Source organism: Staphylococcus sp. MSU001, assembly GCF_052976705.1.
Window position 1 is genome coordinate 131,948 of the sequence record NZ_JBRIKK010000004.1, and the last position, 15,028, is coordinate 146,975.

Sequence of the window (15,028 nt, forward strand, 5' to 3'; positions counted from 1 at the left end):
AACAGAGAGGTCAACAATGAATTACTTAAAACAATATGAATCATTTTTTTGGTTAATAGGAATTTTTATTTTTTATCTTATAATGGCAATTTTAACGCCATTATCAACTACGGATTGGCATGCATATAAAGTTAATCTAAGCCAATATTTGACTCAAGAAAATGGTCGTTATTTAGGACATTTATTTGAATGGGTAGCCGTACATAATGTCATATTAAAAGCTTTGATATATGCGATAACTTCGTTTTTGGTTATTTATATAGTCGTTTATATGGTTCAATTACATACGAATCGTATTTATTTTATTTTGAGTTTCGTGTTTATGGTTACTGTGCCTAATACAATTTATAGCGAAACTTACGGGTGGTTTACTGGATTTTTTAGTTATATACCTGCTACAGTCCTATCACTTTTTATTCTTTTTACGGTAGTTAAAATAATTGAGTCGCACGATACAGTTTCTGAAATGCAATTATGGGTATTTTTATTAGTAAGTTTGTTTGGACAATTCTTCTTGGAGAATGTTTCTATTGCTAATAGCCTAATTATTTTAATAGGATTGGTAGTCTATTTCTTTGTTAAAAAAAGACTCAGTTATTTCTTAATTGTAGGATTGATGCTTAGTTGTATAGGTAATATTATAATGTTTTTAAACTTTAATTATTTTTTAATTAAGGATGGATTAAATACGCATTATTCAATTTCCGATAGTCAGGGAATGATACATAAAGCAGGTGTGACGTTATTTAAGCTGGTACCACAATATATGTTTATTAATCAAATGATTATTCTTACTGTGATATCAATAGTAAGTATAGTTTTACTTAAGCAAAATAAAAGCCTGAAGCATATGAGAACTTATATTAAAATACCACTACTCTTAGGTTTAATTATTTTACCTGTTTATAAGATCTTTGTTTACAATCAATTTCATTTTGAATTATATAAATCATCAATTTCTATAGCTGTTTTGAATACAACGATTTGCTTTATTTACATAATGAGTGTGATATACGTTGTGTTTAAAACGATACAGCAAAGATACATAAAAATGATTGCGATAGGAAGTTTTATAGCTATGGCTTCATCTGTTTTGCCACTTTTATTTGTGACGCCTATAAGTTATAGAAATTTTTATTTTATTTATACTTTATGGATTGTGATATTACTTTGTTTAATTCAGCAATGTGATGTGCTATTTAAACAACTAGAATATATAATTAAAATATTTGCGATTATCATCAGCATCATTATGATGATTGGATTTGCTTTTATACATATTAGTAGTGTGCACAGAATAGACGTCATTAAAGAACAAATAACACAACATCAACAACATCAGAAAATAACATTGGAAAGATTACCATTTGAGCGATATACTCATATGACTACACCAAAGTCAAAGGAACAACTTCAAGATTTCAAACACTATTATAATTTGCCCAAAGACATCACATTTAAAATAGTCCCATATGGTACAAAACAATAACTGTTCAAAGGGGAAATATGATGAAGTTAACCCGAATACATTATGAAATTATAAAATTTATCATAGTTGGTGGAATTAATACCTTTAACTACTATATAGCATATTTATTTCTGTTAAAGGTGTTACATGTGAATTATATGGTTAGTCACATTGTTGGATTTATTGTAAGTTTTATTATTTCATATTATTTAAATTGTTATTTTGTATATAAAGTAAAACCTACAATAGAAAAGTTTTTAAGATTTCCTATCACACAGATAGTCAATATGGGAATGCAAACGTTATTATTATATATATTCGTAAAGTGGTTGAATATCGCTTCAGAAATTGCACCTTTTGCGGGTCTAATCATTACAATCCCAGTGACATTTATACTTTCCAAGTGGTTACTTAGAGATAAAGTTTAATGTATTCACACGCACTATTTTTTCCTTTAAGATGAATTGAATTTCTTTTTCAAATATTTACCTTTTCTTATTTAGAAAAAATTAATGTATATAAGTCTTTACATATTTATATATGTACAAGGCTTATTTTTAAATGAATAAATAAGTAACTGAAGGAAAGTAATTTTTAGGCATATCTAATGAAATTATTAGATGAGGAATATAAAAAATGTAGAAATAAAAAAACGTTGTCATTGTGGAACTGATAATTCATACTAATATTAGCAAAAAATAAAGGTGGTAAGTGAAGGTGACTCAAAATGAAAATTTGAAGTTAGCGCAACGAGGTGCATATCTTAGTTTAGTCATCTATATTATACTTTCAATTGCTAAATATATGACTGGATATGTTTATGATTCGGCGGCAGTTAGAGCAGATGCTTTAAATAACATGACAGACATTTTAGTTTCAGTAGCAGTTATCGTCGGACTTAAAATCTCTATTAAACCTGCTGATCAAAACCACCCATATGGGCACTTAAAATCTGAAAATATTTCCACATTGTTAGTATCATTCATTATCATGTTTGTGGGAATACAAGTTATCATAGAAAACTTTCCGAGATTGTTTACACATGATTCACATATTCCTAACTTTATTACTATTATTATAAGTATAATCAGTGGTCTTGTGATGTTATGTGTCTTTGCTATTAATTATCGATTATCTAAAAGAACGAAAAGTAGCTCATTAAAATCAGCAGCTAAAGATAATTTATCTGATAGTTTAGTGAGTATTGGCACTGCCATTGGTCTATTGTTCACACAAATTGGATTTCCAATTATCGATATTATATTGGCAAATATTTTAGGTTTATTAATCGTGTTTACAGGTTTTGGAATTTTTAAAGAGTCGATTTTTACGCTAAGTGATGGTTTCAATGAACAAGATTTAGAGGAATACAGACTAGACATATTAGAAGTTGAAGATGTAATTGATGTTAATAATATTAAAGGTAGATATCATGGGAGTAGTATCTTTATTGATGTGACCATTGTAGTAGATCCTTATCTTTCACTTTATGAAGCGCATCAGATTTGTGATAAAGTTGAAATTCATTTACATAGTAAAGGAATTTCGTCTGTATATGTACATCCAGAACCCTATACTACAAAAGACGAAGTAAAATAAAATATATAAGTAGTCAATCATTATCTGACCATTAGGTAGTGGTTGGCTTTTTTATTTTAAACCAGAATCATTACCTGGAAATTACTAAAATAGCCATATTATCATTTGAGAAATTAAGAATTATAGTTCTATAATAAAAGTAAGGGTAAAAAAAAAGAAACAATTTATTACTAGTGCTATTTTAATGGAATTACTACATTGATTAATATTTAAATAGATTTGTAGTTAATTCATTGTAACTACATTTAGATTATAGAAAGGAAGTTTTGATTTATGCCACAATTAATACTATGTCGACACGGACAAAGTGAATGGAATGCCAAAAATTTATTTACAGGTTGGGCCGATGTCAAACTATCAAAACAAGGCATTGAAGAGGCGAAATCAGCTGGTAAAAAAATTTACGACAATCAAATTGAAATTGATATTGCTTTTACCTCTTTACTCACTAGAGCTTTAGAAACAACACAACATATTTTAGCAGGTTCTGACCAACAGTGGATTCCAGTCCATAAAAGTTGGCGTTTAAATGAACGACATTATGGTGGTTTACAAGGTTTAAACAAAGATGATGCGAGAAAAAAATGGGGAGAAGATCAGGTGCATCAATGGAGACGCTCATATGATGTCCGTCCGCCTAGAGAAAGTGAAGAACAACGAGAAGCATATTTAAAAAATCGTCGCTATCAACATATTGATCATCGTATGATGCCTTATTGTGAAAGTTTGAAAGATACATTAGAACGCGTTGTTCCGTTCTGGACTGATCATATTTCACAACACTTATTAGATGATAAAACTGTACTTGTTTCGGCCCACGGAAATTCCATTCGCGCATTAATTAAGTATTTAGAAGGTTTATCAGAAGAAGATATCGTTGGATATGAAATTAAAACAGGTGCACCACTAGTATATGAACTTACAGATGATTTAGTTGTTAAGGATAAATATTATTTATAACAAGATGTATATAGTTTAGAACATTTTCATATCATAATAAATAAACCATTCAATGGTCAGTATTGATTTCATTGAATGGCTTATTTTTTGTGTGAAGTGATATTTAAAACAATTAAATTATAGATAAACTTGTGAAACCTAAGTTATTGAGTGGATTAAATTAAAATAATTGACGATTGTCACATTTATTTCGAACGTTGATGCTGTTTTATTATTTTTAAAGCACGTTTTCGTGTTTTGATGTTAGGACTATTGAGGTTGCGTCTTGCTGTTTGTAAATTCTGTTTCATCTTATTCTTCCTCCTTGTATAACACTATTATGAAAGAAATTAAGTTATTTGTAAATAGTAATTATTACGATTTATATATCAATTAAACTAATAGTTTATAGAGTTTGAACTTTCTGAACACTTGTTAGCAAGTAACTCTTTATTGACTATTATGTAATAACGGGATAAAATATTTTTATTCCGATTAGAATAATAAGAATAAGGGGTTTGATTAAATGAAAAGACTTTTACTTTGCATTGTTGCACTTGTTTTTGTTTTAGCAGCCTGTGGCAACAATTCATCTAATAATAAAGATAATCAATCAAGCAGTAAAGACAAGGATACGTTAAGAGTTGGTACTGAAGGTACATATGCGCCCTTTACTTACCATAATAAAAAAGATCAATTAACAGGTTATGATATTGATGTGATTAAAGCCGTTGCAAAAGAAGAGAATATTAAACTTAAATTTAATGAAACGTCATGGGATTCAATGTTTGCAGGATTAGATGCTGGTCGTTTTGATGTTATTGCAAATCAAGTGGGTGTGAATAAAGATAGAGAGAAAAAATATAAATTCTCTGAACCTTACACATATTCAAGTGCTGTACTTGTTGTTCGTGAAAACGAAAAAGGTATTACATCATTCAATGATGTAAAAGGTAAAAAGTTAGCACAAACGTTTACGTCTAACTATGGTCAATTGGCTAAAGATAAGGGTGCAGACATTACTAAGGTAGATGGATTTAACCAATCAATGGACTTACTATTATCTAAACGCGTAGATGGTACATTTAACGACAGTTTGTCTTACTTAGATTACAGAAAACAAAAGCCTAACGCGAAAATTAAAGCAATCAAAGGACATGCAGAACAAAATAAATCAGCATTTGCATTCTCTAAGAAGGTTGATGAAAAAACGATTGAGAAATTTAATAAAGGCCTAGAAAAAATTAGAGATAATGGTGAATTAGCTAAAATTGGTAAGAAATGGTTTGGTCAAGATGTTTCTAAACCTGAATAATGAACAACAACATGCATTAGATGCAGCCAAACAAGCATTTGGTCCAATGTTAGAGGGATTGGTGAAATACTCAATCCCTATTACTTTGGTCACTTTCATTCTAGGTTTAATCATTGCATTGTTTACTGCACTTATGCGTATATCAACCAGTAAATTACTTAGAGGTATTGCGCGTGTCTATGTATCAATTATTCGTGGTACACCTATGATTGTACAGTTATTTATTATTTTCTACGGTATACCGGAGCTTGGAAGATTGGTAACTAACAATGCTGATAATCAATGGACACTTGCACCTGTTATTGCTGCAGTCATTGGTTTATCTTTAAATGTTGGTGCTTATGCTTCTGAAATTATCCGAGGAGGTATATTGTCTATTCCTAAAGGACAAACAGAAGCGGCTTATTCGATAGGTATGAACTATAGACAAACTGTGCAACGTATTATCTTACCACAAGCCATTCGTGTATCTATACCAGCACTGGGAAACACATTTTTAAGTTTAATTAAAGATACATCATTACTTGGATTTATTCTTGTTGCAGAAATGTTTAGAAAGGCACAAGAAGTTGCTTCGACAACGTATGAGTATCTAACTATTTATTTGTTAGTAGCTTTAATGTATTGGGTCGTATGTTTTGTCATCTCAATTATCCAAGGATGGTATGAATCACGCATTGAAAGAGGGTATCGCTCATGATTGAATTGTCTCATATCCATAAGTCTTTTAATGAAACTGAAGTGATTAAAGGTATTGACTTGAAAATTAATCAAGGTGAAGTTGTGACACTAATTGGACGTTCAGGTTCAGGTAAAACGACTTTACTTAGAATGATTAATGCTTTAGAGATACCTACTGAAGGTACAGTTTATGTCAATGGCATGACATATACTGCTAAAGATAAGAAATCTCAAATTAAAGTAAGACAACAATCAGGAATGGTTTTTCAAAATTATAATTTATTTCCACATAAATCTGCATTAGAAAACGTTATGGAAGGTCTTATAACAGTTAAAAAGATGAATAAAGCAACGGCTAATGAAGAAGCAATGAATTTATTGGCTAAGGTTGGATTGGTACATGTTAAAGATCAACGGCCACATGCTTTATCAGGAGGGCAACAACAACGTGTCGCAATTGCACGTGCATTAGCTATGAATCCTAAAGTGATGTTATTTGATGAGCCAACATCTGCACTTGATCCTGAATTGGTCAATGATGTATTAAAAGTCATTAAAGAATTGGCTGACGAAGGGATGACAATGGTCATTGTGACTCACGAGATGCGTTTTGCCAAAGAAGTTTCCAATCAAATTGCTTTTATTCATGAGGGCGTCATTGCAGAACAAGGTACGCCTGAAGATATATTTAATCACCCCAAAACAGAAGAGCTTCAGCGATTTTTAAATGTGATTAATGAAAAATAGAATAGTAATATTATAGAAATGGAGCCTGAGACATAAATTGCAATGTCTCAGGCTCCTTTGAGTGTATAGAAAGTCAATGACTTAAACTCGTGTGCATTGATATTTAGTTTTTTATCTAGGTTGGAGGAATCGAATTGATTAGAATTCGATTCCTATTTGCTAATTAATAATTATCTACGGTTTTCTAACTCTTGTTTAACTTTATAAAACAGTGGTTTAATTGGTTTAATAAAATCACCAATATATTCATAAATTTTAGCGTTAAATCCTTCTTTAAATTTTTGAACGCCAGCATCTTCGGCATTTTCACTAAAGTCTCCGGTAACACCGTAGAAATTATATCTATCGATATTATGTTCTTTTGCAAATTGAATCATATCCCATTGTAATCGATATGCTCCCATATAAGCATTATATTTAGGATTAGAGCCACTTGATAAGTAATACACTTCGTGATCATTATATATATATAATGCTGCAGCAAGATGAAGAACTTGACCTTCTTCTGCTATTTTCTCTTTAGTTTGTCTGATTTTACGCGCATTACTATCGAATTGTTGCTTGACTTGTGTATGTTTCGTTTTATTTTTCTTAGAATTTGGATTTTCTTCTAATGTTTTTTCAACATCTTTTAGTTGTTGATTAAGGTTTTGATGTTTAGTTTGCAACGTATCTAAATAATCTTGTAAATCGATGTAAGCAAGTTTTAACATAGCATGATCTTCATACGTTTTTTGCATCTCAACAAAATAAGGCTCTTCACGGAATTTAAAGCCATGTTTTTCTTCAGCCATTTTGAATAATTCAAAAAATGTATCTGTTTCTTCAATGGGTAATGTTTTAACTTTAACACCCATTTCATAAGTCTTTTTAATATTTCGACGTGTTTGGTAATCCATTTCTTTTAATAATTGATCTTCAGATTTATCTTTAAGGTTAAGTACTGATAACCAGCGGATTTGGCTCATTGTATCATAACCTACAGTGTATCCTTGGTGTTTATAGCCTAATTCTTCCATTGTTTTAATCAATGCGCGATTATCAAAGGATTCAATGATTTCTCCATTAGGTTGACGTAAATTTTCTAATACATAAGGGTCAACGAGTACATATAAACAATTGTGTTTTTTTAAATAAGCAGTAAGTGATTTAAAAAAGAAGCGAACTAAAACTAAATTGTTAAAGTCCATGACTGGTCCTCTATGTGTGTAGAAATACTTAAAGAATTTTAGAGAACGTGCCTCTGTTAATAAGCACGCAGCAATGACATCTTCTTGATCATCTTTGACTCCCACTAAATGTACGTCACCTTTTGTTTTCGATCTATTATTATAATGTATACTGGATTGTGTGTAATGCGAGAAATTTTCTGAAGTAAATTGCTCGAATTCTTCAGAAGTTAAATTTACAAATTTCATTATATTTCTTCACCTCTAAGTCAATTTCCATGTTTTATCGTCATGATATATATTACCAAACCCTAAACATCCTTACACATCATAACATAAAAAATTGTGTCATACTTTCGTATGAGGCCGTTTTATTTAAAAGAGAATAGATTTAAAAAGTAAGAGGTATAAAAAAATAAGTTAATGAAGATCGTACCTCTAAAGAGAATGTGATAAAATTTAAGTTGAAAGAATTGCTTAGATTAAATAACATGCTAATTGTAAACGTAGAGCTAAAGATATATTGACATTGTTTGATATGTTAAGTGTAAAAAGAGATTAACTTGAAGTTCTATGACATAGATATAGATAGCGTGAGTAGGAGTGAGTATGTTGAGGAAGTTATTAGTCGGGGTTAGTGTACTAACTTTATTATTAGCAGGTTGCATGAGCCACGAGTACGCAGACAAAATAGATAAAGCGGTTAAACTACAAGAGAAAAAGCAACAAAAAATTGCCAAAAACGATTCAGGTGATGAAGTTAAACATTTTGATAAAAAAGATGCCAATATTTATGTGTTTGACAAAGGAAAATATGTTGTATTGGAGTATAAACCACTTAGTGATGATGCTGAAGCGCGTTACTATACTTATGAATTTAAAGATAAAAAAGCATATTATAATAAAGACTTTAATGCAAAAGCATACTACCAATCTCATGAGCCTGACTACAAAGAAGAGAATATGTATTAATCGTTTTAGGAAAAGGAGAAACGATGAAAAAATTAATCGTATTATTGATGATTTTATGTATGGTTTTGCTATACAGTTGCTCAGGTCCAATGGACTCTGCAAAGCATTCTAATAATAGCAAACCTGTAGTGGTAATATACGGTGATTATAAGTGCCCTTATTGTAAAAAAACAGAAGATCGCGTAATGCCAAAGCTTAAGAAGAAGTATATTGATACAAACAAAATTAAATATCAATATGTGAATTTGGCATTCTTAGGAAAAGATTCAATTGTAGGTTCAAGAGCGCAGCATGCGGTAAATCATTATGCTCCCGAGAAGTCACTTGAATTTCAGAAGTTAATGTTTAATCAACAAAAAGATGAGCATAAGCAATGGATTACAACACGTCTTGTTGATAAGCAAATTGATGAATTAAGTATCAGTGATGACACAAAGAAAAAAATAAAGACTGATTATAAAACTAAAGGTTCCATCTCGTGGAAAAAAGCCAAGGAAGATCAACAAATTGCGAAGAAAAATCACATCAAGCAAACACCTACAGCGTTTGTTAATGATACCAAGGTTGAAGATCCATATGACTTTTCTAGCTACGAGATGTTGCTAGAAAACGAAAAGTGAAAGTATCTGTAATATTAGTTAATATATTAATCTTTATTTATTTAAAATGCCTGAGACTAATCATTGTCTCGGGTGTTTTTTAATTTTGACAGTCGTTTGCTAATCAAAAACGGGCGTGTATTAATCATATTTAATTTGTTTTTAGCAACAAGAACTACAAATTAAGCGTGATGTTTTCCTGAATTTTCTTCGATATTTTAGAATTAATGAAATTATCTTAAGCATATTATTTTTGTTAATATAGAGGCAATTGATTTTTTAAAATGTGAGGTACATATATGACGATAGAAAAAAAGAAAAATAAGATTATTTTTACTAGAACTTTTAGTGCACCAATTAATAAGGTATTTGATGCTTATACAAAGCGGGAACTATTTGAACAATGGTTTCATCCTCAAGACGCATCTGTCACAGTTTATGATTTTAATGCTACGAAAGGTGGAAGCGCTTTTTATGCTATTCAAGCGCCTCAGATGACAAGTTATACTATTGCTGAATATCTGCAAGTGGATGCACCATATTATATAGAGTATTTAGACTATTTTGCTAACTCAAAAGGGGAAAAAGACACAAGTATGCCTGGTATGCATATTACTTTGGATTTTGAAGAAGTAAAAGGAAAGACTACTGTAACATCGACATCGACTTTTCCAACTGAAGGTGCTGCCCAGCAAGCGATAGATATGGGTGTAGAACAAGGTATGAATTCAACTCTTAATCAGTTAGAGAAATTACTAAATCAAAAGTGACATACATCTCGATCGTATACCTAACCAAAGAAACGTGAAAAAATTTGAGTAAATCGTTACACTTTGATGAAATGTCATAAAGTTTTCAGTTATATTGTTTAATTATTGAAAATGCTATGTATATAAACTTTTTTTAAAATTTCTATATCCTATAAATAAAATTTAATATACACATATGTCATTCTTACTTATATAATAAGTGTGAAAATAATAATGTGGATAGGATGAGAAGACATGTTCAAGAACAACAAAAGTATTGAAGATACTTATGCAACAAAATCTATTATTCAGAATATCGTTGGTCAGGCACAAATCAAACAAGTGATGGCAAAACAAACACCCATGAGATATACGTTGAAAGCAATCATGGCTGGGTTTCTATTATCAATCGTTACAGTTTTTATGTTAGCAATTAAAACACAATTCGCTTCAACGCATAACGACGGTTTAATCAATCTGATGGGAGCTATTGCGTTTAGTTTAGGTCTCGTATTAGTTGTGTTAACCAACTCTGAATTATTAACAAGTAATTTTATGTATCTGACTGTTGGTTGGTATTATAGAGCAATTAGTGTAAGTAAAATGATATGGATTTTTATTTTCTGTTTTATAGGTAATATCTTAGGTGGATTTATTTTATTTTTCCTAATGAAATATGCACATGTTATGACGCCAGAAATGACAGATAGCTTAACAGTATTAGTACATAAAAAAACAGTAGAATCGACTTGGTTAAACATTTTGATTAAAGGTATATTTTGTAATTTCTTTATTAATATCGGTATTTTTATTTCAATGCAGTTTAAAGAAGGATTAGCCAGAGCATTCTTTATAGCTTGTGGAGTGATAGTCTTTGTATTTATGGGTTATGAACACGTTGTTTTTAATGCTGGATTATATGCAGGTATGATGTTCTTTAATATGGATGGATTATCTTGGTTGGGTGTGCTGAAAAATATTGTTTTTGCATTCCTTGGAAACTATATCGGTGGAGGCATTTTTATTGGATTAATGTATGCATATTTGAACGGTAAACGTGACAGCCTTCAACCATAGGGGACTATTAAGTAATTGAGATTTAATCACTAGTCTTTATCATATTGACATCTTCAAGTGTGATAGAAATGGATGTCTTGCTTCATGTTGAAAGTGTTTAAATTATAAAGTATCATTGCATCATTGAAGTGATATATAGATTAAAGAGATGAAATCTCGAAATAGAGAAGATGAGTGAGGCTTTAGTTCTGTAGTTACGTTGCCCTACTTCAAACTCGAAATCTATTTTAGATTTTAAAAATAAAGTTATTATATTTAGAATTCTGTCTTATGCTTCTATACGTTTATAAACCTGGGATATTTACAGATATTCCAGGTTTTTTTATCAGTAATAGAATCTTGACACTTTATAAAAATGATAATAAACATTTATTGACTCGCACTTATAAAAAATTTAATCTATTGTTCATGTGGATGTTCAGTACTTAAGGAGTGAAAAATATGTCGAATATTAATATTAGGGTGGCACATGAACAAGATGCTGAAGAATTACATAGCATCATGCAAGTTGCTTTTACCCCTTTAAGAGAACTTGGTATTGATTGGCCATCAGTTCACGCTGATCTTGAAATGGTTAGGGATAATTTAAGACAAAATACTACATTTGTACTTGAAAATGAAAAAGAAATTATTTCAACGATTACGGTCTGTTATTCATGGAGTAGTGTAAAACCCATTTCAGGTTATCCGTTCGTTTGGTGGTTTGCAACACGACCAACATATGATGGACAAGGGTATGGGAGTCAACTTTTAAAATATGTAGAGGAGACCTTTTTACGCGATACTTTAAAAGCTGCTGCGGTAACCTTAGGAACATCAGCACGTTTGCACCCTTGGTTATTAAACATTTATGAAAAGCGGGGTTATGAAATATACGCTAAACATGAAAATGATGATGGTGATTTAGGAGTCATAATGCGTAAAATTTTAATACCAGAACAATTTAATGAGGACATTTTGGGCCGACCGCCATTTTAGAAATATTTTTGTGTTCTAGAATGATAACTTAATGAAATAGAATTCTAATGTCTTAGTGACCCTAATTGTATTATTTGTACAATACTTGATAACAATCTATATTTTGAACTCTATACTAGAGTTCAAAAATGAATAATTACATTTTTATTTCAGTCATTGACTGAGCATACTTTAAGAAAGCCTTGGACATATTTTTGTCCAAGGCTCGTATCAATTATTATTCTTTTTTACTTAATTTATAATCAATTAAATAGATAGATTCTGGTGTAACATTAAAATGTCTTACATTATTATTCACACCATCTATTTGAGAGTTGTAAGTGATATAGCTGTTAGGAACATCTTTTTTAGATTCATTTAGTATTTCATTAGTCACTTGAGCACGTTGTTTGTCACCGAAAGTAGTATTTAATTTTTTAATTAACTGAGTGACTTTAGAATTACTATAATTACCTTTATTTAATGCACCTTCAGGTAAGTATGCAGTGTTAAAGAAATAACCTGTATCACCACGTGGCACACTTAAATAACTATACATTGAAACATCCCAAGCCTGTTTGTTTTGGAGATAACCTTCGATATCATCTACATTGCGTAATTGTATATCAACATTTGCTTTTTTAGCTTCTGATTGTATCACCTGTCCAATTTTAGGCAATTCTGGTCGGCCATCGTATGTGACCATATTTAATTTAAGAGGATGCGATTTGGAATAACCTTCTTTAGCTAAAAGTTCCTTTGCACGCTTGATGTCTTGTGATTGAATTTCTTCTTTTTCTAATGATTTTAATCGATGGTTGAAAGGACCTGATGCAGGATCAGCATAATTTTTAGAAACATTTTTAGCAATGTCTTTTCGATTGATAATCATATCTAGTGCTTCTCTTACTTTTTTATTAACTTTTTTACTATCATGATTGTATAACATTAAATGCGTTCTAAAGCCTGATGTACTTTGAATCTTTGCTTTGTTAGATTTTTTTACATCATCAACGCGTTCAATTGGAACATCAGTAGTCAAATCTGATTTGCCTGCTAATAAGTGATCAACACGAGTATTACCATCTTCATGATAAGTGACATTAATTCTTTTTAATTTTGGCGTACCTTGCCAGTAGTCTTTGAATTGTTTTAATACGATTTTTTGCGAACGTTTATAACTGTCAATTTGATAAGGACCCGTACCAACAGGTTGATCAGTTACTTTGTTTTTAGCTTTTGTGTCGTATATAGCAGCAAATGGGCTTGCGAGTTCAGACTTTAATTCTGGATAAGGTTCTTTAGTATTGATTGTGACTTTTTGTCCATGAGCGTTGATTGATTTGATAGGAAGTGATCCTTTTAACAAATCACTTTTTTTCATTCCCTCTTCAAGACTGCGTTTTACAGCTTCGCCTGTTAAATGATGACCGTTTTGAAATTTAATATTATCTTTTAATGTGAGTTCTAGTTGATTGTCAGATACTTGATGATATTTTTTGACTAATAAAGGTTTAACTTTACCATTTTTCGACATTTTAAAAAGCGATTCCAAGGCACCTGTTTTAACTGGGATATCAGTTTCGTAAGGTGCAATTGATTTAGTTTTCAAAGGTATTTCAACATTGAGGGTGTCTTTGTCAGTACTTGAGGTACCCCCACAGCTCGCTAAAACAAAAGATATCATGACAATAAGAGTAATCAATTTTTTCATAAATGAAATCCTCTCTAAATATGAATTATTTGAGATATTTAAAAATGTAATTATGTAGTAAATATATATACAATTGGCATGATTATATTTATAAACTCTCAACGAATTTTATTATATAACTTATAATTTAAAAAATAAAATTTTTGAAAACTATGATAGTACATTTATTTAAGATACTACAATATACATTGGTACATAAATGTGATTTAATTATTCGTAATAATGATAATACAAAAGGGTGGGATAATTATGATAGGTAATATTCTAGTCGCTCATGGTATGAGAAAAGGAAATCAGAATGAAGCTTTAGAAGAATTTATCGGAACTCTATTAAAAGATGAGCAATATTATTATGAGTTAGCTTTTTTAGAAAGTGAAACACAAAATCTTGAAATCATAATGGAGAAGATGATTAAGCAAGGAATTACAAAATTTCGTATTGTACCTTTACTCATTTTTAGTGCAATGCATTATGTCAGTGATATTCCACAAATACTTAAAGAGATGAAAGCTCGATATCCACAAATGGATAGTAAAATGAGTGCGCCTCTTGGTACACATCCATATATGAAAACATTAGTAGAAAATAGAATTGCTGATGAAAAAGTCGGTGAAGATTCAACCCAAGCAACTATAGTAATTGCCCATGGAAATGGAAGTGGACGTTTTACGAAAGCACATGATGAATTAAAAGCATTTGTTAAAACGCTTGATAGTCATCATCCTGTTTATGCAAGAGCTTTATATGGGACATTAGCATTTAAAAATGATTTAGATAAAATCTCAGAGCAATATGACGAGTTAGTCATTGTCCCATTATTTTTATTTGATGGTAGATTAGTGAATAAAGTAAAACGTCTTTTAGGTGAAATGACATTGCATAGTCAATTACACATTACGCCCTCGATTAACTTTGATCCAATTTTAAGATTAATTATTAGAGAAAGACTTGAAGCGTTAGATATTTAATATGTGTCAATTATTTTAAACGAATTTAAAAAATATAAATGATATGATTCGCTAAGGTTGGGGGCTGGGACAA

16 protein-coding genes are annotated in these 15,028 nt (G+C 30.5%); 13 read left to right on the forward strand and 3 right to left on the reverse strand.

What is annotated here, in order from left to right:
• The first annotated feature begins 16 nt into the window (after positions 1 to 16).
• From ACVBFA_RS03255 to ACVBFA_RS03270, 4 genes are all read left to right on the forward strand, one after another.
• Positions 17 to 1,489 (forward strand): hypothetical protein, encoded by a 1,473-nt coding sequence (locus ACVBFA_RS03255; RefSeq protein WP_126122614.1) that lies wholly within the window; start codon positions 17 to 19, stop codon positions 1,487 to 1,489.
• A gap of 20 nt (positions 1,490 to 1,509) precedes the next feature.
• Positions 1,510 to 1,896 carry a GtrA family protein gene (locus tag ACVBFA_RS03260; protein ID WP_002495945.1) on the forward strand — a complete coding sequence of 129 codons (387 nt, stop codon included), beginning with the start codon at positions 1,510 to 1,512 and terminating at the stop codon, positions 1,894 to 1,896.
• Positions 1,897 to 2,185: 289 nt separating this feature from the next.
• Positions 2,186 to 3,067 carry a cation diffusion facilitator family transporter gene (locus ACVBFA_RS03265; RefSeq protein WP_002458142.1) on the forward strand — a complete coding sequence of 294 codons (882 nt, stop codon included), beginning with the start codon at positions 2,186 to 2,188 and terminating at the stop codon, positions 3,065 to 3,067.
• A 273-nt stretch (positions 3,068 to 3,340) separates the two neighbouring features.
• The gene (locus tag ACVBFA_RS03270; protein ID WP_002447182.1) at positions 3,341 to 4,027 is read left to right on the forward strand and encodes a 2,3-diphosphoglycerate-dependent phosphoglycerate mutase; all 687 of its coding nucleotides are present in this window, start codon (positions 3,341 to 3,343) and stop codon (positions 4,025 to 4,027) included.
• A gap of 185 nt (positions 4,028 to 4,212) precedes the next feature.
• On the opposite strand, the gene ACVBFA_RS03275 is transcribed toward ACVBFA_RS03270, so the two are convergent.
• Positions 4,213 to 4,317, reverse strand: a complete 105-nt coding sequence (locus ACVBFA_RS03275) for a putative metal homeostasis protein (RefSeq protein ID WP_002438284.1) — start codon at positions 4,315 to 4,317, stop codon at positions 4,213 to 4,215.
• 215 nt (positions 4,318 to 4,532) lie between these two features.
• On the opposite strand from ACVBFA_RS03275, the gene ACVBFA_RS03280 reads away from it, so the two are divergent.
• Genes ACVBFA_RS03280 through ACVBFA_RS03290 form a run of 3 tightly spaced genes read left to right on the forward strand, consistent with a single transcriptional unit; the run spans position 4,533 to position 6,749 of the window.
• On the forward strand, positions 4,533 to 5,321 hold the full coding sequence (locus ACVBFA_RS03280) for a transporter substrate-binding domain-containing protein (protein WP_002486776.1): 789 nt from the start codon (positions 4,533 to 4,535) through the stop codon (positions 5,319 to 5,321).
• On the forward strand, positions 5,302 to 6,021 hold the full coding sequence (locus ACVBFA_RS03285; RefSeq protein WP_001831576.1) for an amino acid ABC transporter permease: 720 nt from the start codon (positions 5,302 to 5,304) through the stop codon (positions 6,019 to 6,021). Before ACVBFA_RS03280 ends, ACVBFA_RS03285 begins: the two co-directional genes overlap by 20 nt.
• On the forward strand, positions 6,018 to 6,749 hold the full coding sequence (locus ACVBFA_RS03290) for an amino acid ABC transporter ATP-binding protein (RefSeq protein WP_002447185.1): 732 nt from the start codon (positions 6,018 to 6,020) through the stop codon (positions 6,747 to 6,749). Before ACVBFA_RS03285 ends, ACVBFA_RS03290 begins: the two co-directional genes overlap by 4 nt.
• Before the next feature lie 170 nt (positions 6,750 to 6,919).
• Here ACVBFA_RS03290 and ACVBFA_RS03295 read toward each other — a convergent pair whose 3' ends face one another.
• Positions 6,920 to 8,167, reverse strand: a complete 1,248-nt coding sequence (locus tag ACVBFA_RS03295) for an aminoacyltransferase (RefSeq protein ID WP_002447186.1) — start codon at positions 8,165 to 8,167, stop codon at positions 6,920 to 6,922.
• A gap of 360 nt (positions 8,168 to 8,527) precedes the next feature.
• Here ACVBFA_RS03295 and ACVBFA_RS03300 point away from each other — a divergent pair, with 360 nt between their 5' ends.
• From ACVBFA_RS03300 to ACVBFA_RS03320, 5 genes are all read left to right on the forward strand, one after another.
• Entirely contained in the window at positions 8,528 to 8,890 is a 363-nt protein-coding gene (locus ACVBFA_RS03300; RefSeq protein ID WP_002447187.1) for a DUF4467 domain-containing protein, read from the forward strand.
• A gap of 23 nt (positions 8,891 to 8,913) precedes the next feature.
• On the forward strand, positions 8,914 to 9,510 hold the full coding sequence (locus ACVBFA_RS03305) for a DsbA family protein (protein ID WP_126122613.1): 597 nt from the start codon (positions 8,914 to 8,916) through the stop codon (positions 9,508 to 9,510).
• A gap of 278 nt (positions 9,511 to 9,788) precedes the next feature.
• The gene (locus ACVBFA_RS03310; RefSeq protein ID WP_447158780.1) at positions 9,789 to 10,259 is read left to right on the forward strand and encodes an SRPBCC family protein; all 471 of its coding nucleotides are present in this window, start codon (positions 9,789 to 9,791) and stop codon (positions 10,257 to 10,259) included.
• A 234-nt stretch (positions 10,260 to 10,493) separates the two neighbouring features.
• Positions 10,494 to 11,315 (forward strand): formate/nitrite transporter family protein, encoded by an 822-nt coding sequence (locus ACVBFA_RS03315; RefSeq protein ID WP_126122611.1) that lies wholly within the window; start codon positions 10,494 to 10,496, stop codon positions 11,313 to 11,315.
• Positions 11,316 to 11,756: 441 nt separating this feature from the next.
• Positions 11,757 to 12,293: a GNAT family N-acetyltransferase gene (locus ACVBFA_RS03320; protein WP_002475821.1), complete on the forward strand. Its 537-nt coding sequence runs from the start codon at positions 11,757 to 11,759 to the stop codon at positions 12,291 to 12,293.
• Positions 12,294 to 12,510: 217 nt separating this feature from the next.
• Here the strand turns inward: ACVBFA_RS03320 and nikA are convergent, their stop codons facing one another.
• The gene (gene nikA, locus ACVBFA_RS03325; RefSeq protein WP_002486772.1) at positions 12,511 to 13,986 is read right to left on the reverse strand and encodes a nickel ABC transporter substrate-binding protein; all 1,476 of its coding nucleotides are present in this window, start codon (positions 13,984 to 13,986) and stop codon (positions 12,511 to 12,513) included.
• A 249-nt stretch (positions 13,987 to 14,235) separates the two neighbouring features.
• Between nikA and ACVBFA_RS03330 the strand changes: the two genes are divergently transcribed.
• On the forward strand, positions 14,236 to 14,955 hold the full coding sequence (locus tag ACVBFA_RS03330) for a sirohydrochlorin chelatase (protein WP_002486785.1): 720 nt from the start codon (positions 14,236 to 14,238) through the stop codon (positions 14,953 to 14,955).
• Positions 14,956 to 15,028: the final 73 nt, after the last annotated feature.